The organism is Nocardia vulneris (assembly GCF_001613425.1).
In the GTDB taxonomy this organism is placed as follows: Bacteria; Actinomycetota; Actinomycetes; order Mycobacteriales; family Mycobacteriaceae; genus Nocardia; species Nocardia vulneris.
Genome location: NZ_BDCI01000015.1, coordinates 269,116 through 294,726, shown reverse-complemented (window position 1 = coordinate 294,726; position 25,611 = coordinate 269,116). Strand labels below are relative to the sequence as shown.

General features: G+C 69.8%; 23 protein-coding genes and 1 tRNA gene. 9 read left to right on the top strand and 15 right to left on the bottom strand.

The features are described from left to right. Window positions 1-245: 245 nt before the first annotated feature. The 5 genes from pspM to pgsA form a co-directional block, all read right to left on the bottom strand. On the bottom strand, window positions 246-1,124 hold the full coding sequence (pspM, locus tag NVU01S_RS17720; RefSeq protein WP_052280357.1) for a phage shock envelope stress response protein PspM: 879 nt from the start codon (window positions 1,122-1,124) through the stop codon (window positions 246-248). A gap of 137 nt (window positions 1,125-1,261) precedes the next feature. After that, the gene (locus tag NVU01S_RS17715) at window positions 1,262-2,092 is read right to left on the bottom strand and encodes a PspA/IM30 family protein (protein WP_014986831.1); all 831 of its coding nucleotides are present in this window, start codon (window positions 2,090-2,092) and stop codon (window positions 1,262-1,264) included. Window positions 2,093-2,289: 197 nt separating this feature from the next. Further along, a complete protein-coding gene (locus NVU01S_RS17710; protein WP_043666903.1) occupies window positions 2,290-2,784 on the bottom strand; it encodes a helix-turn-helix domain-containing protein in 495 nt (164 codons plus the stop codon). Window positions 2,785-2,899: 115 nt separating this feature from the next. Next, window positions 2,900-3,439, bottom strand: coding sequence for a CinA family protein (locus NVU01S_RS17705; protein WP_043666906.1), 540 nt, complete (start codon window positions 3,437-3,439; stop codon window positions 2,900-2,902). After that, window positions 3,436-4,095, bottom strand: coding sequence for a CDP-diacylglycerol--glycerol-3-phosphate 3-phosphatidyltransferase (pgsA, locus tag NVU01S_RS17700; RefSeq protein ID WP_043666908.1), 660 nt, complete (start codon window positions 4,093-4,095; stop codon window positions 3,436-3,438). Before pgsA ends, NVU01S_RS17705 begins: the two co-directional genes overlap by 4 nt. Window positions 4,096-4,229: 134 nt before the next feature. Between pgsA and NVU01S_RS17695 the strand changes: the two genes are divergently transcribed. The 3 genes from NVU01S_RS17695 to NVU01S_RS17685 all read left to right on the top strand — a co-directional run bounded on the left by NVU01S_RS17695 (window position 4,230) and on the right by NVU01S_RS17685 (window position 5,783). After that, window positions 4,230-4,796: an amino-acid N-acetyltransferase gene (locus NVU01S_RS17695; protein ID WP_043666911.1), complete on the top strand. Its 567-nt coding sequence runs from the start codon at window positions 4,230-4,232 to the stop codon at window positions 4,794-4,796. A gap of 23 nt (window positions 4,797-4,819) precedes the next feature. Beyond that, window positions 4,820-5,104, top strand: a complete 285-nt coding sequence (locus NVU01S_RS17690) for a YciI family protein (RefSeq protein ID WP_043666913.1) — start codon at window positions 4,820-4,822, stop codon at window positions 5,102-5,104. A 136-nt stretch (window positions 5,105-5,240) separates the two neighbouring features. After that, on the top strand, window positions 5,241-5,783 hold the full coding sequence (locus tag NVU01S_RS17685) for a hypothetical protein (RefSeq protein WP_043666915.1): 543 nt from the start codon (window positions 5,241-5,243) through the stop codon (window positions 5,781-5,783). Here the strand turns inward: NVU01S_RS17685 and NVU01S_RS17680 are convergent. Next, window positions 5,765-6,769, bottom strand: coding sequence for a TerC family protein (locus NVU01S_RS17680; RefSeq protein WP_043666918.1), 1,005 nt, complete (start codon window positions 6,767-6,769; stop codon window positions 5,765-5,767). The two genes, NVU01S_RS17685 and NVU01S_RS17680, sit on opposite strands and share 19 nt — an antisense overlap. Window positions 6,770-6,902: 133 nt before the next feature. On the opposite strand from NVU01S_RS17680, the gene NVU01S_RS17675 reads away from it, so the two are divergent. The 3 genes from NVU01S_RS17675 to NVU01S_RS17665 all read left to right on the top strand — a co-directional run bounded on the left by NVU01S_RS17675 (window position 6,903) and on the right by NVU01S_RS17665 (window position 8,815). Further along, the gene (locus NVU01S_RS17675) at window positions 6,903-7,727 is read left to right on the top strand and encodes a class I SAM-dependent methyltransferase (protein ID WP_043667308.1); all 825 of its coding nucleotides are present in this window, start codon (window positions 6,903-6,905) and stop codon (window positions 7,725-7,727) included. A gap of 101 nt (window positions 7,728-7,828) precedes the next feature. After that, window positions 7,829-8,458: a hypothetical protein gene (locus NVU01S_RS17670; protein WP_156161488.1), complete on the top strand. Its 630-nt coding sequence runs from the start codon at window positions 7,829-7,831 to the stop codon at window positions 8,456-8,458. Window positions 8,459-8,740: 282 nt separating this feature from the next. Beyond that, a tRNA-Leu gene (locus tag NVU01S_RS17665) sits at window positions 8,741-8,815 on the top strand. A gap of 321 nt (window positions 8,816-9,136) precedes the next feature. On the opposite strand, the gene NVU01S_RS17660 is transcribed toward NVU01S_RS17665, so the two are convergent. From NVU01S_RS17660 to NVU01S_RS17640, 5 genes are read right to left on the bottom strand one after another with little or no spacing between them, the layout of a single operon-like run. Continuing rightward, complete coding sequence (locus tag NVU01S_RS17660; RefSeq protein ID WP_043666924.1) at window positions 9,137-9,718, bottom strand: hypothetical protein; 582 nt, start codon at window positions 9,716-9,718, stop codon at window positions 9,137-9,139. Further along, window positions 9,708-9,992, bottom strand: a complete 285-nt coding sequence (locus NVU01S_RS17655) for a hypothetical protein (protein WP_043666927.1) — start codon at window positions 9,990-9,992, stop codon at window positions 9,708-9,710. The genes NVU01S_RS17660 and NVU01S_RS17655 overlap by 11 nt, the downstream gene beginning before the upstream one ends. A 5-nt stretch (window positions 9,993-9,997) precedes the next feature. Further along, window positions 9,998-10,501, bottom strand: a complete 504-nt coding sequence (locus NVU01S_RS17650) for a hypothetical protein (protein ID WP_043666929.1) — start codon at window positions 10,499-10,501, stop codon at window positions 9,998-10,000. Window positions 10,502-10,532: 31 nt separating this feature from the next. After that, on the bottom strand, window positions 10,533-15,263 hold the full coding sequence (locus NVU01S_RS17645; protein ID WP_043666931.1) for a hypothetical protein: 4,731 nt from the start codon (window positions 15,261-15,263) through the stop codon (window positions 10,533-10,535). 39 nt (window positions 15,264-15,302) lie between these two features. Next, window positions 15,303-15,629 carry a hypothetical protein gene (locus NVU01S_RS17640; protein ID WP_244467159.1) on the bottom strand — a complete coding sequence of 109 codons (327 nt, stop codon included), beginning with the start codon at window positions 15,627-15,629 and terminating at the stop codon, window positions 15,303-15,305. Between the two features lie 259 nt (window positions 15,630-15,888). Between NVU01S_RS17640 and NVU01S_RS17635 the strand changes: the two genes are divergently transcribed. Next, the gene (locus tag NVU01S_RS17635) at window positions 15,889-16,620 is read left to right on the top strand and encodes a DsbA family protein (RefSeq protein WP_082031930.1); all 732 of its coding nucleotides are present in this window, start codon (window positions 15,889-15,891) and stop codon (window positions 16,618-16,620) included. Here the strand turns inward: NVU01S_RS17635 and NVU01S_RS17630 are convergent, their stop codons facing one another. Continuing rightward, window positions 16,621-17,652 carry an AraC family transcriptional regulator gene (locus NVU01S_RS17630; RefSeq protein ID WP_052280359.1) on the bottom strand — a complete coding sequence of 344 codons (1,032 nt, stop codon included), beginning with the start codon at window positions 17,650-17,652 and terminating at the stop codon, window positions 16,621-16,623. A 389-nt stretch (window positions 17,653-18,041) separates the two neighbouring features. Between NVU01S_RS17630 and NVU01S_RS17625 the strand changes: the two genes are divergently transcribed. After that, window positions 18,042-21,848 carry an nSTAND1 domain-containing NTPase gene (locus NVU01S_RS17625; RefSeq protein WP_043666937.1) on the top strand — a complete coding sequence of 1,269 codons (3,807 nt, stop codon included), beginning with the start codon at window positions 18,042-18,044 and terminating at the stop codon, window positions 21,846-21,848. A 45-nt stretch (window positions 21,849-21,893) separates the two neighbouring features. Here the strand turns inward: NVU01S_RS17625 and NVU01S_RS17620 are convergent, their stop codons facing one another. After that, a complete protein-coding gene (locus NVU01S_RS17620; protein ID WP_043666939.1) occupies window positions 21,894-22,382 on the bottom strand; it encodes a YkgB family protein in 489 nt (162 codons plus the stop codon). A gap of 121 nt (window positions 22,383-22,503) precedes the next feature. Between NVU01S_RS17620 and NVU01S_RS44600 the strand changes: the two genes are divergently transcribed. Further along, entirely contained in the window at window positions 22,504-23,070 is a 567-nt protein-coding gene (locus NVU01S_RS44600) for a CGNR zinc finger domain-containing protein (protein ID WP_043666941.1), read from the top strand. Between the two features lie 42 nt (window positions 23,071-23,112). Here NVU01S_RS44600 and NVU01S_RS17610 read toward each other — a convergent pair whose 3' ends face one another. Together NVU01S_RS17610 and NVU01S_RS17605 are read right to left on the bottom strand one after the other, a co-directional pair. After that, complete coding sequence (locus tag NVU01S_RS17610; protein ID WP_043666945.1) at window positions 23,113-23,691, bottom strand: hypothetical protein; 579 nt, start codon at window positions 23,689-23,691, stop codon at window positions 23,113-23,115. 19 nt (window positions 23,692-23,710) lie between these two features. Beyond that, a complete protein-coding gene (locus NVU01S_RS17605) occupies window positions 23,711-25,597 on the bottom strand; it encodes an ABC transporter ATP-binding protein (protein ID WP_043666948.1) in 1,887 nt (628 codons plus the stop codon). Window positions 25,598-25,611 lie beyond the last annotated feature (14 nt).

Here is a 25,611-nt window from a genome sequence, read left to right as displayed (position 1 = left end):
GAGCCAGGCATCGCGGCCGAGCCAGATTCCGCGGCCAAGCCAGATTTCGCGGCCGATCCAGGTGCCGCGGCCAAGCCAGGCTTCGCAGCAGAGCCAGGCTCCGCGGCCACGGCAGGTTCACGGCTGGGCTGAGCCATGTTTCACGGCCGAGCCGAGTCGAATCTTCTGTCCTGCGTCCCGTTTTCGCACCCGAAGCAGTGCCGCACGCTACGGCCGAGCCGGCTGCCCGCAGCAGCCGCGATGATTCAGAGTTGGCCGGGGTGGGCGAGCGGGGACTGCCGGTCGGCGACCTCGGTGAGGGCTTGGGCCCAGCCGTCGAGACGGTCGGCGGCGTGGCGGAGGTCGGCGACGATGGCGTCGAAATTGTGGCGTAGCACGGCACTTTCGGGGACCGCGAGGATGCGGCTCGCGGCGGCTACCACCTGCTCGTACTCGGCGACGCCGGTATCGAGGCGGGCGAGGGCGAACTGGAGATTGTCGGTGAGGCCGACGGCGGCGGGGGAATCCGAGCGGCCCATGGCGCCGAGTGCCTGCTCCATGGCGGTCACGTCGGCGGCGAGCGCGTGCAGGGCGGCGGACCCGGAACCGGCCGTCTCCAGCATGTCGGCGAGTTCGTCGTCGGGCAGCCGGTTCCCGCGGGCGATCTGCGCGCCGAGTCCGTGCAGCGCGCGTTCGGCGCGCACCAGCCGGGTGATCGGACCACGCGCGCGCGACCACAGCGGCGGCTGCTTCCGCGGAATGAAGGCCGCCTGCGGCAGTGGCACGCCCCGCAGGCGCAGATAGCGGCGGGCACTGAGCGCGGTGCCCGTGACCAGCGCGACCGCGCCGCCACCGAGCACCACAACGATCCAGGCGGGCGCCGAGATGACGGCCAGACCGACGGCGCCGGCGGTGGTGAGCCCACCGGCGGTGCCGAGCTGGAAGCTGCGGCGGCGCGCCCGGCGCCTGCGGCGCAGTTCCCGTTCCCGCGGGTCGGCCCAGCGGCGGACCGCGACCAGCGCGTGCTCACCGACCTCGCGCAGGCTGTCGGGCAGGCTGCCCGGTTGCGGTGCCAGCGCGGCCTGGGCCCGGACGATCGCGGCGTCCCGCTTGCGGCCCGGTCGCGCTTTTCCGGACTGACTCATGCCTGTTCTTCTCCCACTGGTAGCGAGGGTCGGGCCGGCACGGTCCCGGCCTGGCCGACGGCCGGCCGACCGGGATTCCGTGTGCCCCACAGTGAACCAGGGGCCACCGACACAATCCTCGCCGTGCGTCCGATCCGCTACTGCTGTGCGGCCTGACCCTTGTTCATCTGCGGCTGCGCCGGATTGGCCTGGGCCGGCGCGGGATTGACGGCAGGCTGGGCCGCGCCACCGGCGGGCAGCTGATCGCCGCGCATCGACGCGCGGATCTGCTCGAGCTTGCTGTGCCCGGCCATCTGGATGCTGGCCTGCTGCACCTCCAGCATGCGGCCCTGCACCGTGTTCTGGGCGAGCTCCGCGGAACCGAGCGCGTTGGCGTAGCGCCGCTCGATCTTCTCGCGCACCGCGTCCAGGCTGGGCGTGGTGCCCGGGGCCGACAGGGTCGAGTCCATCTGCTGCAGCGACGCGGAGACCTGCTCCTGCATCTTGGCCTGCTCCAGCTGGCTCAGCAGCTTGGTGCGCTCGGCGACCTTCTGCTGCAACAGCATCGCGTTCTGCTCGACCGCCTTCTTGGCCTGGGTGGCCGCCTGCAGCGACTGGTCGTGCAGCACCTTGAGGTCCTCGACCGACTGCTCGGCGGTGACCAGCTGCGCGGCGAACGCCTCGGCCGCGTTGGTGTACTGGATGCCTTTTTCGGTGTCGCCCGCGGCGGTCGCCTGGTCGGCGAGCATGACCGCCTGGCGCGCGTTGGCGTTGAGCTTCTCGACCTCGTCGAGCTGCCGGTTCAGTTTCATTTCCAGCTGACGCTGGTTGCCGATGACCGACGCGGCCTGCTGCGAGAGGGCCTGATGCTGGCGCTGGGCTTCCTCGATAGCCTGCTGAATCTGGACCTTCGGATCCGCGTGCTCCTCGATCTTCGAATCGAAGAGGGCCATCAGGTATTTCCAGGCCTTGACGAACGGATTAGCCATCGATTGATCCCGCCTCCATCTGACGTGCCGCGCTCGGCGCGACTCCAGTGCGCGACCGTCACGCACTCGATATGTGCCTATCCTCCACCATGCGGCAAGTGGGCCGGGATACCCAGCCCAACCAGACGCCTATAGAGAATCTATCCGCTTTCGGCGCCGGTCCGCAGCGTTGCCACGGCTGCCGCTCACCTCGGTTGTCACATGCCCTTCACCAGGACCAGCATGTCGGCCTTCGGTGCGGGAATGACGATTCGGGTATCGACCGCCAGCGGCAGCGGACGCCCGGCGGCCCCGGCCACCGACAGCGCGGCACTCGCCGGCGCCAGCGCGGGCTCCGGAGCAGGGGTGTCCTGCGCCGGCGCGGCTGCCGCGGGCGCGGCTTCGGCACCCTCGGCGGCGGTCTGCTCGACCTCCGCGGGTGCCGCGGCGGCCCCCGCCGGGGTCTGGGTCGGCAGGCCGTCGGCACCCGCCATGATCGTGCTCACATCCCATAGCACTCGCGACAGCGGCACGTCGAGGGCCGCGCAGATGGCGGCGAGCAACTCACTGGATGCTTCTTTACGGCCTCGTTCGACCTCGGACAGGTAGCCCAGACTCACCCGCGCGGAGGTCGAGACCTCGCGCAGCGTCCGGTTCTGGGCGAGACGAGCACGCCGCAGACTGTCCCCGATGGCCTCTCGCAGCAGCGTCATCTCGTTCTCCTTCGCTCCCTGTCAGGGGACCTGCGCGGTACTCACGAGTGCCACGCACGCCGTTCTTTCTCGCACAACGTCGGACCGGTCCCGGTTGGTTCCCGCCCGGCGCAAATCACTCACCCAACCCATCTTGCCCGCCCGGACCGCGGTCCGGGCGCTGTACGCAGCGCAGGAGTTCACGTAAGGCGATGTGGGTCGCCTCGAGCCTGATCGTCCACCGCTCGCCGCGCAGCTTCCACCGCATCACCTCGGTGTGCCCCGGCCCGGCCAGGCCCAGGAACACCGTGCCGACCGCGTGCCCGTCCTGCGGGTCGGGTCCGGCGACGCCGGTCAGCGCGACACCCCAGTCCGCGCCACAGCGCGTGCGAGCGCCGACCGCCAACTGCTCGGCGGTGCTCGCGGCGACCGGACCCTCCGTCTCCAGTACTTCGTCGCTGACGCCGCCCAGGCTGTGTTTGAGATCTGTGGCGTACACCACCAGGCCGCCGCGCAGCACCGCGCTGGCGCCGGGCACGCCGGCGATGGTCGCCGCCACCAGGCCCGCGGTCAGCGATTCGGCGGTGGCCACGGTCTGGCCCGCCGCGGTCAACGTGCGCACGAGGTCGACGGCCGGCGCGCCGGCGATCAACGGATCGGCCGCGGGGGCGTTCATGCGCCGCGCGCTCGACCGGGCCCGCCCGCGAACCACACGCGTGCCGCCTGTCCGACGTAATCGAGTCCGGTGAGCACCGTCAACGCGACGGCCACATACATCAGTGCCATGCCCAGGCCGGCCAGCCACCCGGTGAACGGAAGCAGCAGGAAGGCGATCGCGATCGATTGCACCAGAGTTTTCAGCTTGCCGCCGCGACCGGCCGGAATCACCCCGCGCCGCACCACGATCAACCGGAGCAGCGTCACGCCGATCTCGCGGCCGCAGATGACCAGGGTGATCCACCAGGCCAGATCGCCCAGCACCGACAACCCGATCACCGCCGAACCGATCAGCGCCTTGTCCGCGATCGGGTCGGCCAGCTTGCCGAAATCGGTGACCAAACCGTATTTGCGCGCGAGTTGCCCGTCGAAGCGATCGGTGATCGCCGCGATACCGAACAGCGCGGCCGCGGTGATCCGCCAGCCGGTCTGGTGCCCGCCGTCGACGAACAGCGCGACCACGAACAGGGGCACCAGCGCGATCCGCAGCATGGTCAGGATGTTCGCGATGTTCATCAGCGGGACCACGGGCTCGGCCTGCGCGGGCACGAAGCCGGAACGGATCTGGCTCGGCGCCGCCCAGCGCCGGTCGATTTCCTCCGGTTGCGCACTCACGTCCGCACCCCGCTCACCGGCGCGCGACGCGCGTCATGCCGAACCCACTGCCCGCCGCGATGCGGTGGACGGGACGACTGGATGTGTGGCACACGATCAGCCTATCGGTAACCGGCCCGACTACTGTGCACCCCATGAACTCTCGGGGACCACTAGGTGGTTCGACCAGCGACGCACATCCGGGCGTGCCAGTGCGCACGCAGAGCTCCAACCTGGTTGTCCGACGCGCGCGAACCTCCGATGTACCCGAGATCAAACGCCTCGTCGATGTCTACGCCGGCCGGATACTGCTGGAAAAGAACCTGGTCACGCTCTACGAGGCGGTGCAGGAGTTCTGGGTGGCCGTGCTGGACGGCCGAGTCGTGGGCTGTGGGGCGCTGCACGTGCTGTGGGCCGACCTGGGCGAGGTGCGCACGGTCGCGGTGCATCCGGATGTCAAGGGCAGCGGCGTCGGCAGACTCGTGGTGGAGCAGCTGGTCGCGGTGGCCCGCGAGCTGGAGTTGCGGCGGGTGTTCGTGCTGACCTTCGAGGTGGACTTCTTCGCCCGGCACGGTTTCGTCGAGATCGACGGAACGCCGGTGACGGCCGAGGTGTACGCGGAGATGTGCCGGTCCTACGACACCGGTGTGGCCGAGTTCCTGGACCTGAGCTACGTGAAGCCGAACACCCTCGGCAATACTCGGATGCTGCTCACTCTCTGACTCTCGACCCTTAGGAAGCGACCGTGCCGATCTTCGCCGTGCACTACACCTATTCCGCGGCCACGGTCCCGGGCCGGGACACCCACCGTCCCGAGCACCGAGGCTGGCTTGCCGACCAGCTCGCGGCGGGCGCCCTGCTGAGCAGCGGGCCGTACCCCGACGGGTCGGGCGCGCTGCTGTTGTTCCAGGCCGCCGACGCGGACGCGCTGCACGCGCTGCTCGCGGTGGACCCGTTCGCACGCGAGCAGCTGATCGACGACGTGCGCGTGGTCGAATGGCTGCCGGTGCTCGGCGCGTTCGCCTCCTGAACCCCGGCTCCCGCCCGCGCCACGACGGGCGGGAGTTCCGGTGAGCGCCGCGATTTTACCCGTGATCAGCTAACTTGCGGCGACACACCGGGCGTGCTACAGAGCTCCGGCGTCTCTGACACGGCAGACTCGCGCCATGCGCACATACGTAGCGGTTTTCGCGTCGACGGCTGCCACCGCCGGGCTGTTGTACGCATACCTGGGCCCACCGGACAAATCGGACCCAGCAACCTCCTCGTCGGCCCGCCCACTGACCCGGCCCGGTGTCGCCGACCCGGTCGCCTACCGGAACGCGGACGGCTATTACTTCCAGACCGGCGACCGGCTGATCACCTGCGGCATCCTCGACCAAGCGGTCGGCAGGCAGCGGCACACCGCGGGCTGCCAGGGCGCGACCGAACCCGCGCCGCCGCAGGTGCGGTACTGCTGGAGCACCGACCCGGCGGCCGCTGCCGTGGCAGTGGGCGACGAGGCCGGATACCTCTGTGTGAACCAGGGGTTCTACACCGGCCCGCAGACCGCGCCGGACGATTCCGGCGCCGGGCCGGTGCTGCCCGCCGGTTCCAGCCTCACCGCGCACGGGTTCACCTGTAAGGCCGAGTCGGACAGCGTCACCTGCCGCAACGACGAGGACGGGCACGGGTTCGAGATCGCGCCGGATTACAACCGGGTGTTCTGAGCGTCCGCCTCGCGCGCGGCGCCGCGCGTGCGCAGCAGGCTGGCGACCGTCGCGACGACCAGGATGCCGAGGATGACGCTCAGCGAGATTCCCGTCGAGATCTCCGGCACGCTGACGCGCTCGCCGCCGTTGACGAACGGGAGCGTGTTCTCGTGCAGCGCGTGCAGCACCAGCTTCACACCGATGAACGCCAGGATCGCCGACAGACCGTAGGACAGATAGACCAGCCGATCGAGGAGTCCACCGATCAGGAAGTACAACTGCCGTAAACCCATGAGCGCGAACGCGTTTGCGGTGAACACCAGGTACGGCTCGCTCGTCAGACCGTAGATCGCCGGGATCGAGTCCAGGGCGAACAGCAGGTCGGCGAAGCCGATCGCCAGCAGCGCCAGCAGCAGCGGGGTCACCACGCGACGTCCGTCGACGCGGGTGATCAGCTTGTCGCCGTCGTAGCTGTCGGTGGTCGGCAGTATCCGCTTGGCCAGCGCGACGATCCGGCTGTCGCGCTTCTCCTCGTGTTCCACCTCGTGGCCGCTCTCGCGGATCAGCTTGACCGCGGTGTAGATGAGGAACAGGCCGAACAGGTAGAAGACCCAGCTGAAGGCGCTGATCGCGGCCGCGCCGACGGCGATGAACGCGCCGCGCATCACCAGCGCGATGACGATGCCGATCAGCAGCGCCTTCTGCTGGTAGATCCGCGGCACCGCGAAGGTGGACATGATGATCAGGAAGACGAACAGGTTGTCCACCGAGAGCGCTTTCTCGGTGACGAAGCCCGCGTAGTACTCCCCCGCGAACGTGCCGCCCCACTGCCAGGCGACATAGCCGCCGAAGGCGAGCGCCAGACCGATGTAGACAGCGGACCAGAACCCGGATTCCCGGAAGGTCGGTTCGTGCGGGGTGCGCACGTGGGCATAGAAGTCGAAGACGAACAGGGCGAGGATCACCACGACGGTGATCACCCACTCGAGTGCGGTTACCTGCATGCGGTGTGCCGATCGGCAGCGAGAGTCATGACATCCATAATGCCCGATTTGTCCGTTCTTGAAGGCTAGCGGGTTGGTTGCTGACCATAATTTCACATGCGGGCAACCGCGCGCCCGTGCCAGAGTGACCTCCGTGACCGACGACTACCTGCTGCTGAACAAGGCGAACTGGGACGAACGCGCGCCCGCGCACGCCGCCTCGCGCGACTACGCGGTGGACCGATTCCGCACCGAGCCCGGTTTCCTCAGCGACGTGGTGCGGTTCGATCTGCCGCTGCTGGGTGACATCGCCGGTTGCCGCGGCGTGCATCTGCAATGCCATATCGGCACCGACACGATCTCGCTGGCCCGGCTCGGCGCGACGATGACCGGACTCGACTTCTCCCCCGCCTCGCTCGCCGAGGCCCGCGCACTCAGCGAAACAACGAGCGCCGGAGTCGATTTCGTCGAATCGAACGTTTACGACGCGGTAACTGCCCTGGGCGCAGCGCAATTCGACCTGGTCTACACCGGCATCGGTGCACTGTGCTGGCTGCCGAGCGTGGCTCGCTGGGCCGAAACCGTCGCGGGACTGCTGCGTCCCGGCGGACGGCTGTTCCTGCGCGAAGGCCATCCGGTGCTGTGGTCGTTGGACGAAAACCACACGGACCGACTGGTTGTCGGCTACCCGTACTTCGAAACACCGGAGCCGATGGTGTTTTCCGACGGTGGCACCTACGTCGACACCGCGGCGGAATTCGAGCAGATCACCACGCACGAGTGGAACCACGGCCTCGGCGACATCGTCACCGCGCTGCTGGCCGCCGATCTGACGATCACCGGATTGGTCGAGCATCGCAGTGTGCCGTGGGAGGCGCTGCCCGGGCTGATGACGCTCGGGGACGGCGGCGAGTGGCGGCTCACCGAACATCAAGAGCGCGTGCCGCTGAGCTACACGTTGCAGGCGCGTAAGAACTGATCGGGTGCAGCCGATCTGGGCCGACGACCAGGCGTGATCGCGCGCACCGGGCGACGGCGCGTCCCGGCGGCATGCGCGGCGGCACAGGCCACAATGCCGTCATGCAAATCCGAGGAGCTCGTATCGCAGTGGTGCCCTGCACTATCGCGCTGGCGCTGCTGGCCGGGTGTGGAAACGACGACAAGAGTTCGGGCACGCCGTCCAGCACGGTCGCCCCGCAGTCCGCGGCGAGTTCGGCCGCACCGAGTTCGACCGCGGCCCCGTCCGCCGCACCGACCACCGAGGCCCCGCCGACCGCGACCCGGCCGCCCGCGCCGGGCCAGGTCGACCCGGCACAGTATCGGCAGCAGTCGGGGTACTACTTCCAGACGCCGAGCGGGTCGTTCCTCTGCGCGATCCTGGATCAGCCGATCTCGGACAACGCCCAGGCCGGCTGCCAAGGACCGACGAATCCGGCACCGGCGCAATACCGGGACTGCTGGGCCAAGGACAAGTACGCGGGCGCGCTGGCGGTCGGGGCGAAGGCCGAGCCGCTGTGCCTGAATCAGGGCGTATTCGTCGGCGAGCCCATCGATGGCGGCACCCGGGGCGGCGGCCGGGTACTTCCATATGGTGCAATGCTTACCGTCGGCTCGTTCACCTGCGACTCCACCGAAGCCGGAGTGACCTGCACGAACGACACGGCCGGTACCGGGTTCCAGATTTCTCGCGAGTCCAACCGCACCTTCTGACCACGAAAACCGGTTCCCAACACGAAATCCGAATGTTAGCGTCAACACAAGACACAGTGAGCCGACCGGAAGGCGAACGATCGTGACCAGGATGCCGCAGCGACGCCCGTCGCTAAGCGCAACCTGGCTGCCGCGTGCCTTCGCCGCGCTATCGGCCGCCGCCGGCACCACCCGGTGCACGAGCACGCGGAGTCGCCCCTGACCGTGTCCACCCGGACCCGTCGAAGGGGTCACTCCGCGGCAATCGCCAAGGAGTGACCCCTTTTTCGTTGTCCGAAGCAATCCCTCGTAGCCCAATCGGTAGAGGCACCGGACCTAGATTCCGGGAAGGTGCGAGTTCGAATCTCGTCGAGGGAACGACGCCGAGGTGACCCGACAACCCGGCCGCGATGAGGGCCACGCACGCGGCCCAGATCAGCACGTAGCAGACCGCGAGTGCGACAACGAGCCGGAGCGACCAGTTCATCCGAGGTGTGCGCCGTCCCGAGCGCCGGACCGGTGCGCCGTGCGGGGCCGGATATCCGCGCAGCCGAAGGTTCGAGGCGGGATCGGACGCCGACCGGACGGGCCGTGGCCGGAACACCGGCGGCGAGTCCCCGCCGGGGCGTCCACGATATTCGAGCATCTGGGATCCCTTCGCTCAGTGGATGAATCGGCCGGTGCGGCACCTTGTCGCGGCTAGCGCCCCGTCCCGGTGGGCGGGGGCGTAGTGGTGGGATCGACGGTCGCCGCGGCGAAGTAGGCCGAGCAGGCGAGCGAGAGCCGCTGCACCGCGGCGTCGAACGCCTGCATCGCGCCTTGCAGTTGCGGCGACCGATCCTCCTCGCCGCGCCCCGCGGTCACCGCGTCGTACAGCCCGCCGACCGTGTCACGAAGCCGCACAGCGGAATCGGCGGCGCCGCGGAATTCGGGTCCGATCAGTGCCGCCCCGTTCATGGCACCCGCGGCCGTGCCCAATCCGAAGCCGAGTTGGTCCGCGGCGTCTCTGGCGGCAGCGAGATTCTGCAGCACCGCCGTTCGATCGTTGCGTTGCGCGGCGGGACCGAGCGCGGTCAGGTTGTCACCGAGTTGCCGGAGCGCGGGTTGCAGCCCCGAGGTGGCACGGGCACCGTTCTGACAGTCCACGGTGTCACTGCCGGGCGACACCGCGCGAGGTGCACCGGCCGCGGAATCGTTGCTCGCACATGCCGTCAGCAGCGCGGCACCGGCCAGGATCGCCGCGACGGCGATCCTGGCCGGTCCAGCCGAGTCAGAAAACATTCCCGAGCACGGTCAGCATCGCGTTCTGTGCCATCGGCAGCAGCGCCAGATTCAGCGCCACCCCGAAACTCAACCCGGCGGTCAGCACCGGGTGCCGATTCCACCACCCGATCGGACCGCGACGCTCGGCCCGATTGTGTGCGACGGCCGCCCGCGCCTCCGCGACATTCTGCTGGTAGTAGCCGAAAGTCACTGGGGCGGAACGAACATCGGCCAGTTCGGCGAACGACGGGGCACTACTGACCGGGAACTGCCCCTGGCTGGTGATGCTCATGCCACTCAGTCCTGCAGGCTCTCTTGCCACGGACGCAGCAACTCGTCGTACACGTTCTGGGTGAACTGGCCTTGGCCGACGAGATCACCTAGCACAGCGGCCGTCACCGCCTGCGCGACCGTGGTCACCGCGCCGAGCGAGCCGAGCGACTGCAGCAGACTGCCAAGGTCACCGGCCCCGACGCCCGGCGAAAGTGCCTGGCCCGCAACCGCTGTCGCGATCTGGGTGTTGCGGGTGCGGCCGAACTCCTTGGCCACCTTCGCCGTGATCTGCAGTGGCTGCTCCGACTGCTGCTGGCCGAGCCCGGAAAGCAGACCGGCCAGACCGCCTGCGCCCGTTGCCGAGTTCTGCAGTCCTTTCAGGTGCGATTCCATGGACCGGCCCGCGGCCGCGTTGAGCCGTTCGCGTTCCTCGGCGCTCAGCTGGGCTGCCCGCTCGACGATTGCGACGACGTCGGCCCAGCGGGGACCGTAGATGTACTCCAGGTGCAATGTGGCCTGATCGTTCATTTCTTCCTTCTTTCAACGAGATTCGAGAGGGTCAGAGTGCGAGGGAGACGGTCCGGCGCGCCTCACCCGCTCGGGCCAGGCCCTGCGCGGCGTCGACGCTGACGGCGGGAATGGCCGGAATCGGCTGGGTGGCAGGCGGACCGACGGTCTCCGGGACGGCGGGCACCGGCGCGGTCTCGGGCGCACCGGCCTGGTTCCGGGCCGGCCGGGGTGCCAGCATCTGCTGCAGGCCCCAGATCACCTCGGCGGTGTACGGGTCGTCCGGGATGTTGTCCAGGAACTGCGATCCGGCCGGAGCCAGGCCACCGCCGTTGTCCCGCGGGGTGTTCCGATCGAGGAACGCGCGCACCGCCGCGATCCAGTGCGAGTGCGTCCCCCGTCCGCCGTTGGGCAGGCCCGCGATGATCAGCACCGGCAGCAGCAACACCACCAGCGGAACGCCCAGCGCGAGGAACGGCAGCGACAGCGCAGCCGCCAACGCCAGCAGCGGCAACGCCAGCGCGGCAAGGCCGAGCAACGGCAGTGCCAGTAGAGCGGCCAGCGCGAACAAGGGCAGCGCCAATGCCGCCAGAGCCAGCAACGGCAACGCGGCGAGCGCCAGCACCGGCAACGCCAGCAATGTCAGCGCGCCCAAGATCGCCAGCGGAATGCCGACCAGTGCCGCGAGCGCGAGCAGGGGCAGCGCCAGCGCGCCCAGGGCGAGCAAGGCCGGCACCGACGCGAGCAGTCCGAGCCCGAAGCCGATCGCCCCACCCAGTGCGAGTGCGGCGAGTCCGCCGAGGATCGCCAGCGGAATGCCGAGCAGCGCAGCGAGACCCAGGCCGAGCAGACCACCGAGCAGCAGACCACCGAGCGCGCCCAGGGCCGAACCGGCGAGCCCGCCGAGCACCAGTCCGGCGAGACCACCGAGCACGAGACCGAGTGGCCCGCCCAGCAGCGAGCCGAGCAGTCCGCCCAGCACCAGACCCGCCAGACCGGCCAGCGCGGCGAGCGGCAGCGCCAGCAGCGCACCCAGGGCCAACCCGATCAAACCACCCAGCAGCAGGCCACCGAGGGCACCGAGGGTGAGCCCGATCAGGCCCGCCAAGGCGGCCAGTGGCACTGCCAGCAGCGCGCCGAGCGCCGCACCGAGCAGCCCACCGATGGTCAGGCCGATCGCCAACCCGATCAAACCGCCGATCGCCAGCAATGCCAACGCGCCCAAGGCCAGTAGCGGCAGCGCGAGCAGCGCCGCCAGCGCCAGTAGGGGCAGCGCCAGCAAGGTCAGCGCACCCAAGATCGCCAACGGAATACCGACCAACGCGGCCAACGCCAGCAACGGCAATGCGATCAGCGCCGCCAAGGCCAGCAACGGCAGCGCCAGCAAGGCCAGTGCGCCCAAGGCCGCCAACGGAATACCGACCAACGCGGCCAGCGCCAGGAACGGCAATGCGAGCAAGGCCAGCAGGCCGATCGCCGCCAAGGCCAGTACCGGCAGGGCGAGCAGCAATAGGGCCAGCGGTGTCGCGAAACTCAGGGCCAGCCCGATGAGCGTGAGGGTCAACAGGATTCCCTTGCCCAGCAGGATCAGTCCGGCCGCGAGCACCGCCGCGATGATCGGCACCAGCACCACGGCCGCGCCGAGCAGCACCACGGCGAGCGCGGCGACCGCGAGCAGCACCGCGAGGAACGGCGCGGCGAGCGCGAGCACGGCCACCGCGAGGAACGGCATCAGCGCGGTCGACAGGATCGGCGCGAACGGCCCGACGATCAGGAACGGGATCGACAGCACGGCCGCCAGCACCACACCGGCGATCGCGACGATGCCGGTCGCCACCACGGCGACGACGGCCAGCGCGGCGGCGAGCACGTTGCCCGCGAGGAAGACCGCGCCGAGCAGCAGCAGTCCCAGGCCCACCGACGCGGTGATCGCCACGGCCATGAACGCCAGCGCGGCGATCGCGAGCGGCACGGTGATCAGCCACAGCGGCGGGAACAGTGCCGAGACGATCAGCATGGTGGCGACCATGCCGATCGTCATGACGGCCCAGACCGCGCCGATCGCGATCAATGCCGCGGCGATCAGGCCGACCACCACGCTGCCTGCCAGCGCCGTGGTACCGATCATGGCCAGCAGGCCGAGCAACATCACGCCGAAGATGACGGGTGCGCCGAGCAGAGCCAGCGGCGGGTTGATAACGATCAAGAAGAGCGCCCCGAGCACGAAACCGGCGAACGCCACGATCGTCAGCAGGAATCCGCTGAGGAAGACGCCCGCGGCCCCGAGGACGGCGGCCGCGAAGGCGACCAGCATGATCTCGCCGAGGCCGGGAACCAGGCCGAAGCCGATCAGCGTGAAGAAGATGCCTGCGGCGGCCAGCGCGGCCAGGCCGGTGCCGACGATCGCGGCGAACACGATGTCCGCCAACAGGATCAGCGGAATCGCGTACGGCATCGCCACCATCAGGATGACCGAGGCGAGCAGCGTCGCGACCGCGAAGCCCGCGATGCCGAGCAGCACGACGCTGAAGCAGAACGCGGTGATCATGGTGCCGAGCAGCAGCCCGCCGAGCATCATCCCGAGGCCGAGCACCGTCGGCGCCACGACCAGCGCCAGGAAGAACAGCGGCGCCAGCAGCGGGCCGATGATCGGCAGTCCGAGCGTCAGCGCGGCCGCCGCGATGGTGCCGAAGACCAGTCCGCCGGCCGCGGCGATCAGCCCGCCGATGCCGAGCACGACCGCGGCCACGGCGAGCGCGACCCACATGATGACCGCGCCCGCGGCCATCAACGTGGCGGTGACCAGGCTCAGGAACATCAGCCACGTCACGGTGAGGCCCGCGGCCACGCCGAGGATCACCAAGCCCGCGAGGAACAGCATGCCGAGCACGCCGACCCCGATGACCGCGGCCGCGACGAGCAGGCCGCCGCCCACGATCGCGAGCGCGAACAGGATCGGCAGCGCGATCAGGCCGAACGGCGTCAGCAACGACAGCAGGCCGGTGAGCAGCATCAGCCCGCCCGCGATCAGGCCGCCGACGATGAGCGCACCGAAGACCAGCGCGGCGGTGAAAAGCGTTGCCAGCACCAGGAACACGAGCGCACCGCCGAACAGCAGCGGCCCGGCGAGCAGTCCGAGCACCGGCACCAGGCCGGTGAACAGCACCGCCGCGGCGGTCAGCACCAGGAAGCCGATGGCGGTGAACAGCCCGCCGACGATCAGCGCCCCGGCGGCGACGGCGATGGTGGTGAGCACCACCGCCGCGATGGTGACCAGCAGTCCGGCCAGGATGACCGGGGCCAGCAGCTGGAACGCGAGGAACCCGAGTGGCACGATCACCAGCAGCACCGGGATCGCGATGACCGCGAGCACGATCAGCACCGGAATCGCCAGGGCCGCAACCACTACCGCGCCGAGCGCCAGCGCGCCGAGCAGCAGCGCCGCACCGATGACACCGGCCACGACGACCGCACCGAGAACGGCGACGGCCGCGGCGCCGAGCACCACCGCCGCAATGACCGGCACGGCGAGCACCGCGATCAGTATCGGTGCGGCCAGGGCCGCCAACGGCAGCGACAGCGGCAAGAAAACCTGCCGGGTCGCCGAGGGCAACAGTGCGCGGACCGCTTGCAGTACGGAGTCGCGCAGGGGCGCGAATGCCGAACTCGGATCGGCGATCGCGTTGAGTACCGGGGTGATCACCCCGGCGAACGGCGCGAGGGATTCGGCGAGCGTGCCCGAGCGCACCACTTGTTCCAGCGCACCGATCAGCGCGGTCGCCGGCAGCGACCCGTCGGAGACGGCCATGAGGGTGGGCGCCACTTCGCGCAAGGCGGGCGCGAACTGCAGGATGACCGGTCGCACGGCATCGGCCAAGGGGCCCGACTGCAACAGCGGCGTCAGTCGCTCGGTGAGCACGGCCTGGATATCCTTGCCCGCCGCGACATCCTGGAGGGCGGGGGCGATCTGACCGAGGACCGGGGCCCAGTCGGCTCCGGCGCCGTCGGCGACGACGGGCTCGATCAACTCACGCAGTGCCTTGGCCGGGTCGGCGCCGTCGCGCGGGAAGTCGAAGATTTCGCGCGCCTGATTGAGCAGGGTGTCGATCGCATTGGCGCCGGGGTCCGTGCGCCGGGTGCCGGCCATCTCGGTGGCGTCCTGCACGAACGCGAGCAGATCCTGTACCGGCTGCTGCAGCGGACCGCCGGAAGTCTTTGCGGCCCAATCCCCGATCTCGCGCAGCTCGAGGCCGGAGCCGGCGATCTTCGTGACGGTTTCGGCCAGTTCCTCGACGCCCGAGGGCGCGCGACCGGTGTTGCCGCCGGTGGCGACGCCCGCGGCCGGTGTCGGGGCGGGCAGCACCGTGCCGGGGTCCGGCGTCACCGCACCCGTTGGCGGCAGTGTCGCGCGGACACCGCTTTCGAACGATGTGATCGGATCCGCCCACGGTGCGTTCGGCACCGCGGCGGTCACCGTGTCGATGACCTCACCCAGCCCGGCTTTGGCGCCGGGGTCGAGCAGCGCACCGACGGCCGAACCCAGTTGTGCCGGAGCATTTCCCGCGTCGATCGGGGTCACGTCGGGGGCCGGGGCGGCGCCGGCGGGACCGGCCGCGAGGGTGGCGGTCGCGACTCCGGCGAACGCGGCGGCGGCGTAGAGCCCGCGCCGGTTCTGCTTGACTTTCCGGCGGTGCCTGCCGGACGCTTTCGTTGCCCGCCCGCGTTCGCCGGGGCGGGAGCCTTCGATGTACTGCACGACGGTTGCGCCTCTCGCTTCGTTCAACTCACTGCTCTGACTGAATGCCTGCTCGACCCACCCGGATCAGGTGTTGCCGACCTCGTCCGGCCCGCACACGGCGGTGGATCGGCCGCCCTGTTCGCCGATCGGCGTGCCGATATGGGTGTGCTTGATGCCGAGGGTGTCGGTGCATCGGATGTAGGCGTGTTCGCCGACCCCGGCGCCGGGGTCGCATTCGACCGTCAGCTGTCGCGGCGTCGAATAATCCGCCCGGCATCCCGCGGGGAGCGGTTCGGCGCGCACCGTTGCGGCGCCGAGACCGAAGGTGGTGGCGGCGAGGACGAGCAGCAGCCCGCCGAGAGCAGCGCCGAGACGGCGACCCGCGGTGCTCGACGGCACCGTCCGCTCCACCGACAATAGATTAACTAGAGATTTGCTCATAGGGAGAGGGTCCATTCGGCGACAGAGGAAGGTCAATAGACTTCGCTGCCCCCCGGAATCAATGTCCGACCAAACCCCCTAGAGGGGCATTGAATACCCCGTCATAGATACGGAAAACGTAGACGGCAAACGCAATTCATAGGACCTTTTGCGTAATTGCCTGCCAATTGCTAGTTTGCGAATTCACCTCGAGGCATTACGGCCGTAGCGCCGGAATTCGGAGACCCTCATGCGCACATCCCGCAAGCACGATTTCCTTCGACCCGGCCGGATGCAGGAACTCGGCACGGTCGGCCGCCTATCCGCGACCGCCCTGCTGCTACTGCTGATCTCGCTCGTCGTCGTCGGGCTGGTCGGCCAGGTGCGAGCGCGCGACCGCGCGGCGGCCGCCGCGGCAGCCGCGGTCGCCGGTCCGGCGATGCTGACCACGGACAGGACGATCCGGATCGGCAGCCCGAACGCCCCGGTCGTGCTCACCGTGACCGAGGATGCGCAGTGCGCGCTGTGCCGCACCGTGGAATCGGTCTCGGGTCCGCGCCTCACCGCGCTGATCGACCGCGGCACGATCGCCGTCGACTACCGGATGATCGCGATCCGCGACCGCAGTTCCACCACCGATTACTCGACCCGCGCGGCCAACGCGAGCGTCTGCGTCGCGGAGGCCGACAAAGCCAGATGGCTCGATTGGCGCCGGGCCGTGCTGGATCGGATCCCGGCCGAGAATTCGCCGGGCCCGAGCGACCAGGAATTGCTCGACCTCGCCACCCGGGCGGGGATCGCCGCGACGCCGGCACTGAGCGACTGCGTCACGACCCGGCGCTACGCCGCGTTCGTCGCAGCCCAGACCCGGAAAGCGCTCGCGGAGAAGGTGACTCACGCCCCGACCGTGCGCATCGGCACCCTCGAGGTCGGCAATCTGACCCCGGCGGGCATCGACGCCGCCGTCGCCGCCGCGCGCTGACTACGCGGCACCGGCCGATCGGCGCGTCCGGCTCGGCGGCTCACCGTTCCAGCGCACATACGCCCGGCGGAATTCGCGGGCATCGCTGTAGCCCGTCTCGGTTGCGATCTGCGCGATGGTCATCCCGGTCTCCTCGATCAGATATCGCGCGCGCCGCTGCCGGACGCGGTCGCGGATATCGCTGAACTTCTCGCCCGCGTCTTGCAGCCGCCTGCGCAGGGTGCGCTCGGTGACCAGCAGCCGCGCCGACACCTCCGCCATCGACATCGCGCTGCGCAGGTTGCGGCCCAGCATGGATTCGACCGAGGCGACGATGTCGTGCCGCCCCTGCTCGACGCCTTCCGCGCGCCGGCACGCGTCGATCGCGAAGGCCAGGTTGGCTTCGCTGTAGGTCGGGATGGGGCGCGCGAACAACTCCGCCGGGAACACGATCTCGCTGACAGCGCAGTCGAATTCGACCGGGCAGCGGAAGAACCGGGGGTAGTCCGCGGCATACCGGGGTTCGGGATAGGCCAACCGGATCATGCTGCTCTCGAAGTCCTGGTGCAGCAGCGACCGGCCGAACGCGCACGCCGCCGCCATCGCCTGCTCGGTGAGAAAGCGCAGCACTTCCGGGTCGGGCACGCGCTGCACGACGCGCACGGCGGCCGTCGCGCCGCGGCGCTCGACCTCGAAATCGGTCAGGCAGCCGGCCAGTCGGTGCATGTCGTGCGCCAGCTGCGCCGCGTCGGCGACGGTCCGGCAGGACCGCATCGCGAAGCCGAGGATGCCGAAACCCACGATCGGATTGCGAGCGCCGATCGCGAGCCCGTGCGGTCCGTCCGGCATAGCCCGCACCGCGCGCCGGATGATCGTGATCGCCTGCCGATAGGACACGCGTGTCTCCGGGGCGTCCAGCCGGCTCGGCAACACCCCCGTGCCCAGGAACCACGGTTCGGCGTCGACTTGCCGCTCGGCGGCGTACGCGCACAGCCGGACGAGTGCGTTCGGCGCGATATCGGCCGCGCTGAACTGGGGATCGAACCTGTCCATTCCGGACGACTCCTTCGGTACGGCCGACGCTTCGCCGGACGGCGGAACCGATCCTGTCCCGAAGCACGACCGACCTCAAGCAAACATTCAGCTATTTTTGAGAAGACGCAGGTCAGCTACCCTCGCCGGTTATCCCGAGCGGATTAACTTGATCCGGTTGTTACCAAGCGCGGGTTGACATTCCGGCAACGCTTCCGGTTGGCAGCGAGCTACGCGGGCCGCCGTCGCCGGATCGGCGCGGGCCGGACGGGGGTGTGCGCGGACAATGGGGAGCCATGCCGGACAGGTGCGCGAAATTCGCGCTGCCACGCGAAACGGCTGCTACGTTCGGGCTCGTCCGGTCGCCGGAAGGGTCCGACGCGGTACCGCCGAACGATTCAGGAGGGTGCGTGGAGGCAGCGGGTGCGCGCCGGCACTTCGCCGAACGATTGACCGCGCTGTTCGAGCTCGCCGGTGCGCCACCGGTCAAGTCGGTGGTGCGCCGCGCGAACCTGCGCCTCGCGCCCGGCACCAGCCCGGTCACCGTCCAGCGAATCAGCGACTGGCGTCGCGGCGCCCGGCTGCCCGCCACCTTCGAGACGGTGCAGCCGAGCCTCGCCGTGCTGATCGGCGACGCGAAGAAACGCACGCAGCCGGCTGATCTGGACCGCACCCTGCTCGATCCGGCGCACTGGCGCGCGGCCTGGCAGGCGGCGAAAGCCGACCAGAACCGGGCCGCGCCGGTGGTTCGGGAACCCGATCACCCGCCGTATCGCGGCCTCTCGCCCTATCGCCCCGAGGACGCGGACCTGTATTTCGGTCGCGACAGCGTTCGTGAATCCGTCGTGGACGCGCTCACCGCGATAGCCGACGACGGCGAACTGCCGAGGCTGGTCCTGGTGGTCGGGGTCTCGGGCGCAGGCAAATCGTCTCTGCTGGCCGCGGGTCTACAGGCCGACCCGGGGGCCAGGACGCCGGTCCTGACCACCCCGGGCGCGCGTCCGGCCGAAGCGCTGCGCGCCGCGCTCGACGGGACCGGACCGGACGACGAGGTGCTGTTGCTCCTCGACCAGGGCGAGGAGCTGTTCACCCGGTGCACCGAGGACGCCCGCCGCGCATTCCTCGACGAACTCCGCCGGATCAGCGCACCGGACGCGCGGCGCAAGGTCACCACCGTCATGGCGATCCGCTCCGACTTCTTCACCGACGTCATCCAATACCCGCTGCTGGCCGCGGCGATGAAGGACGCTTCGGTCATCGTCGGCGCGATGACCGAAGCGGAATTGCGGGAGGTGATCGTGCGTCCCGCGCTCGCCTGCGGGGTGAAGGTCGAGCCCGCACTGGTCGACGTCGTGCTGCACGATCTGGACACCGCGACGTCCGGCGACGGCAAAGCCGCACTACTGCCGCTGCTTTCGCACGTGCTCGACGCGACGTGGGCGCGCCGCCGCGGGCGCACGCTCACGCTCGAGGCGTATCGCGAGGCGGGGGAAATGGCGGGTTCGGTGGCCGCCACCGCCGAGCGGGCCTGGTCCGAGCTGAGCGCCGAGGAGCAGGTCGCCGCACGCGCGGTGCTGCTGACCCTGATCATCATCGGACCGCGCTCGGTGACCCGCGATCGCCTCCCCCAGCAGCGCGTGGTCGAGGAAGCCGTCGATCCCCGCTTGGCCGAACGGGTGATCGCGCACCTGGTCGATGCCCGCATCGTGCTCGTGCACGACGGCGAGGTCGAACTGCTGCACGACGCGGTGCCCCGGGTGTGGCCGCGGATGGCCGAATGGGTCGACGCGGAAAAGGAATTCGGCCCGGCGCGGCACCGAATCGAGGACGACGCGCGGACCTGGCTCGACCAGGGCAGCCCGGACACGCTGCTGTACGACGCCGAACGGCTGGAAACCGTCGATGTGGTGACCGGCAACGGCGGTTCGATCAACCGGACCGCTCAGGAGTTCGTCGCGCGATCACGACGTCAGGTCGCGGCAGCCTCGGCCAGGCGCAAATTCTTGCGCACGGCGGCGGTCCTGCTGGTGGTCGTCGCGCTGCTCGCCGCGACGGTGGCGATCTCGCAGTATCGCGTGGTCGCCCACGAACGCACCGATGCCGCGGTCGCCGCACTGATCCACGAATCGCAGCGCATCGCGAGTTTCGATCCGACCGAATCCGCGCGAATGGCCTTGGCCGCCTATCGCATCCGCCCGGACAACCCGGACACTCAGGCCCGTCTGCTGTCCACCCAGGCCTATCCCGTGATCCGCGCGTCCGCCCAGCGGCACGCCGGAAAGATCAACGGGCTCGCGTATTTCGCCGACCGGCGGTTGATCGCCAGCGCCGGCGACGACACCCAGGTCCGCCTGTGGACGGTCGGCGACGACGATCAGGCCGTGGCGTTCGGTGACGGGCTCGGCGGACACGAGCGTGCGGTCGCCGCGGTGGCGTTCGGACCGGACGGGGGCCTGCTCGTCAGCGTCGGCTACGACCGGGCGGTTCGGCTGTGGGATGTCCGGGATCCGGCCCGGGTGCGCGCCCTCGGCACGCTCGATCTCGGAACACCCGCGCTGTCCGTGGTTTTCGCGGCGCAGGGGCGCGCGATCGTCGTCGCCGGCGAGAACGGCGAGCTGTCGCTGGTGGACGTCACCGATCCCGCCGCGCCGATCCTGCGGGAGCGGCTGCCCGCACACACCGACGCGATCCGGACTCTGGCCGCCGACGCCGGCGGGTCGCTGCTCGCGAGCGGTAGTGACGACGGCACCGTACGACTCTGGGATATCGCCGACCCGACCCGGCTCGGTCCGCTCGGTGCGCCCTTGCTCCCGGCGAACAGCGCCGTGCACGCCCTGGCGATCGGGCCGGGCGGTCTGCTCGCGGTCGGGGCCACGAACGGTGCCGTGCGGATGTGGTCGCTCGCCGACCGCACGGCGCCACGAGAATTCGGCGTCCCGCAGACCATGCACACCGCGTCCGTCGACGCACTCTTGTTCGGCCCCCTCGGCCTGCTGGCCTCCGGGGCCGCCGACGGTACCGTCCTGCTGTGGCAGCTGACCGCCACGGGTTTCGTGCCGATCGGCCGCCCGATCGGCGGTAATCGCGGCGCCATCTCCGGTCTCGGGGTGACCGCGAGCGTGCGTCTCATCTCCGCCGGTGGCGACGGCCGGATCCACCTGTGGACGCGCCCGCCCGCGGATATTCCGGTGACCACCGAAGCGCCGTTCACCTCGGTGGAACTCGATGCGGCCGGTTCGCGGCTGGTCACCGCGGGTGAGGACGGGCGGTTCCAGGTGTGGCTGGTCGGGCCCGATCAGGTCGTGCCCGCCGCCGACGTGCAGGGCGCGCCCGCCCTCGGCCACGGCGTCCGAGTCGATATGAGAGCCGACGGCGCGGGCTTGGCCGTCGCGGATGCCGACGGCGGTGCCGTGCAGCTGTGGAGTTCGGCCGACCCGGCTCGGCCGATGCCGGTCGGCGCACCGTTGCGCACCCGCACCCGGTACTTCACCGGTGCCCAGTACACGCCGGACGGGAAGATCCTCGTCACCGGTGACGACGACTACTCGATCCGCCTCTGGTCGGTCGGCGATCCGGCGGCCCCGCGACCGCTGGGCACCGCGACATCGCAGAGCCGCCGCTCGTTCCGCTCCCTCGCGGTGTCCCGGGACGGCACGCTGGTCGCCACCGGATCGGGCGACGCCGCGATCTATCTGTGGGATATCCGCGATCGAGACCGGCCGGTGCTGCGCACCACCTTGACCGGACACGAAGGTCCGGTCACCACACTCGCTTTCGCAAACGACGCGCGGCACCTGTTCAGCGCCGCCGACGACGGCACCATCCGATCGTGGGATCTGAGCCGCCCGAGTGAATCGGCGCAGATCGCCGCCGTGCACACCGCCTCGGTCTCGGATCTGTCGCTCGACCACACCGGCCGCCGCCTCGCGACCGCGGGCGCGGACCAATCCGTCCGGCTGTGGGACGTCAGCGATCCGGCACGACCCCGCGCGCTGGGCCGCTCGATCTCCTCGGACATCGGCGCGCGCTGGTTCGTGCGCTTCGACCGCGCCGACGACAAACGCCTCTTCGGCGTCGCCAACCTGGCCTCCGAACGCTGGGTCACCGATCCCGCCGTGGTGGCGGATCAACTGTGCCGCACCATCCCGGTCGCGCCGGAACCCCTCGATTCCGGCGGCTCGACAGTGTCCTATTCCGATATCGACCTGTGCCGCTGATGAATCGGCGGTCGGCGACTCCGGTTGCGACGGCCCCTTCGCCGGTCACCGGCGCCGGGCCCGGACCGAAGTCAGGGCTTCGCCCGCGGTGACCACCGAGACGCCGAGCAGCACGAGGTCTTTCAGCAGGAAACCGCCGCCCGCGCCGAGGAACGGGAAGCCGTAGCCGGGCTGCCAGACACCGGGGCTGGTGAGCATGAAACTCAGGGTGGTCAGGAACAGGAGCACGGCGCCCAGGCTGCCGAGCAGGGCCGCGCGTGGCGCGAACCGCCAGGCGACGATCAGGAGTCCGATCACCACCTCGACCACGCCGATCACCGCGGAGAGCGCGTCGACGCTCAGGAAATCGTAGAGCCACGACATCAGCGGCGAACTCGCGATCAGCGGCTGAATGCCTTGTGCCTCAAAGGAAAAGAACTTCATCGCACCGATCCAGAGGATGACCAGCGCGAGGCCGTAGCGGCTGATCGCCGCGCCCAGCTGCGGCAGTGCGGTTACTCGATCGACGGTCGAGGTCCGGGTGATGGTGGACATGTCATGCTCCCTGCTTTCGGTAATACGGTCGTTCCGCGATCCGGAAAGTGACCGGCTAAATCGGAACACTGGTCATTGTGGCCCCGCTCACCGTGACCAGTCAAGTGGTTACACTGGTCTCATGACGAGGGAAGGTCCGCCCGAAACGGCGCAACGGCTGGTGGCGTTCATCAACACGCGGCACTGCCCCGACGGAGACGACGTGCTGACCGACGAGCGCGCACCGACCTGGCTCGCCGACTGGCTGGGCCGCGACGGCGCGGAGCTGTCCGTCACGCCGAATGACCTGCGGGCCTTGCGGGAGCTGCGCGAAGGCCTGCGCGAGCTGGCGGCGACGAACAACGCCCAGGACCCCGACGCAGAGGTATTACGCGGTGCAGCAACAATATTGGCGTCCGTGCCGATGGTGGTCACGCTCGGCGACGACCACCGGGGACCGCAGCTGTCCGCTACCGGCACGGCCCCGGCCCGCGACGTCATCGCCGAAATCGCGCAGGCCTATTTCACCGCGCGCGCCGCGGGCGACTGGACCCGGCTCAAATCCTGCGCGGCCCGGGACTGCCGCTGGGCGTATTTCGATACCTCACGCAACCGCTCCCGCCGCTGGTGCGATATGACCAATTGCGGCAACCGCGCGAAGAACCGCACCTGGCGCGAGCGCGTGCGCAGCACCGAACGCCCGGGCTAGCCGAACACGCTGGGAAGCAAGCGGTTTCGTACCCGCGACGGATCAGCGAGCGCGCAGGTAGGCGCTGCCGCGCGGGGAAATCCGGTAACCGACTTCGAGACTCAGCGTCAGTCCGAGCGCCTTGAGCTTGCGCACATCCACTTTGAACCGATCCGCTTCCCGGCCCAGCCGCGCGGCGAGATCGGGGGCACGGGTGGCGGGCAGCTCCTCGATGAGCCGCAGCGTCGCGAGCGTCCACGGGCCGACCGGGCTGGACGCGTCCAGCCGAGCCAACCGCGTGGTGATCGCGACGATGTCCGCTTCGGACAGCTCGGCGGTGTTCGCCAGCTCCGTCCGCGGGTCCGGGTCCTCGACCAGCCGGATACGCAGCAGGTAGATCGGATCTTCCGGCGCACCACGCAGATCCGCGAGCACCTGCGCGATCGTCGCGTAGCCGGCGGCGTGCGCGTCCCGGGCCCGGATACGGGACGGGGCCACGATCTCGGCCTGTTCCACCATGATTCGCCCCGCGGCGGTGCGGTAGATCTTCCCCGCCGTGGCCTGCCGGTGCCGCCACCGCCGGAACAGCACGGTGACCGACCCGTCCTGGATACCGGCCCAGCGTGGCTTCTCGATCAGCATGTCACCGTCCGATCCGTCGCTACTGCACCGCTTCCGGCGCTTGGTAGGCCTGGGCCTGCAAAGAGTAGAACTCATGGTAGAGGCCGCCGCGGGCGATGAGTTCGTCGTGGTTGCCGTGCTCTGCCACCCGGCCGTGTTCGAGGACATAGATTCGATCGGCGTAGCGCACGCTGGCCAGCCGATGCGTGATGAGCACGACCGTGCGCTGCGCGGCATGGGTGCGGATCGTCTCGAAGACCGCGTGCTCGGTGCGCGCGTCCAAGGCCGCGGTCGGTTCGTCGCAGATCAGCAGCGGGGCGTCCCGGTACAGGCCGCGCGCCACCGCGATGCGCTGCCACTGCCCGCCGGACAGCTCGACGCCGCCCTGATAGGTGGGATCGAGCAAGGTGTCCGGCCCGCTGGACAGACCGGCCAGCACCGCATCGGCCCCGGCCGCCCGCGCCGCCGCGGCGAACGCGGCCGCCGACTCCGGATGATCGTGGCGGCCGATGGTGATGTTCTGCCGAGCCGAGAAGGGCCAGTGCGTGAAGTTCTGCGCCACCACCGCGATGCGGTCCCGCAGCAGCCGCAGATCGATGTCCTGCAGCCGCACACCGCCGTAAGTGACTGTGCCGGAGTCGGGTTGGTACAGGCCGCCGAGAATCTTGGCGAGTGTCGTTTTGCCGGAACCGTTCTCGCCCACGATGGCGATGATCTCGCCGGGTTCGATATGCATGCTGAGCCCGCGCAAGGCGGGCCGCTCGGCGTTCGGGTAGGTGAAGGTGAGGTCACTGGCAACGATGCGGTCCACGTCCGCACCCACCGCCGTCCCACCGCGACGTTCCTGTCGCCGTTGCGCTGCGGCGCAGAAATCGAGGTAGTCCCGGTAGAACAGCGCGTTCTCGTAGCTCCAGTTCATGCTCTCGACCAGCTCGCGCAGTGCCGTCGTCGCGGTGCGCAGGGCGACCACCGCGGTGCCCGCCACGGCCAGCGGCAATACGGCCGCGAAGAGCAGCAGGCCGAGCGCCAGATACACCACGCCCATCGCAAGCCCGGCGAGGATCGCCCCGAGCGCGCGAACGCCCGCCTGTTCGCGCTCGAGCCGCAAGGCCTTGCCCTGCACGAAATGGGCCAACCGGTCGAATTCCGCGAGCAGGAACGGCCGCATGGTGTAGGCCCGGATCTCGGCGGCGGGGAGCCGATCCGCCATCAGATCGGTCAAGGTTTCCATCCGGCGTTCGGCGCCGCTGGTCGCGGCATACATCTCATAGCCCATCCGGGCCCCGCGGACGGCCGCCCACCAGGTGGGGACGAGCGCGGCAACGAGCAGCGGCACCAGGATCGGGTGCAGCACACCCAGCACGCCTGTCACCATGACGACACCGATCACCCCGGAGATCAGGCGCAGGACGCCGTCGACCAAGCCCGAGACCGCATGCGGGGCGCGCTCTCGGATGCGGTGCAGCGTGTTCTGGAAGACGTCGTCGTCGAAGGCCACCACTTCGACGTCGGTCGTCAAGCGCAGCAGCCGGGTGCGCAGGCTGCGGCGCAGCTGCGGGTCGATCCGCGACTTCACCCAGATCGCCAGCTCGCGCAGGCCGCCACGGAGCAGGAGCATCGCGGTGATCAGCAGCAGCGCGGGCGCCGCGGCGCGGACCCGGTCGGGCGTCGGTCCCGCCGCGAGCAAGCGTTCGAGCACCGCGGTGGTCGCCAAAAGCCCGACCGCCGTGCCGATCTCGGCGAGCAGGCTGCTCACCACCAGTGCGGCGGTATCGAGCCTGCTCACCTGCCAGCATTCGCGCAGCACCTGCGCGAAGGTCGTGGGCAGCTGCCGGGCCATCGCCCAGAAGCCGGTGGCGGCCACGGTCGCGTCGTGCGCGCTCCAAGGATCCGCGGACGGGTCCACGGCCACGTCGTCGGACACCATGCTGCTCGACGGTA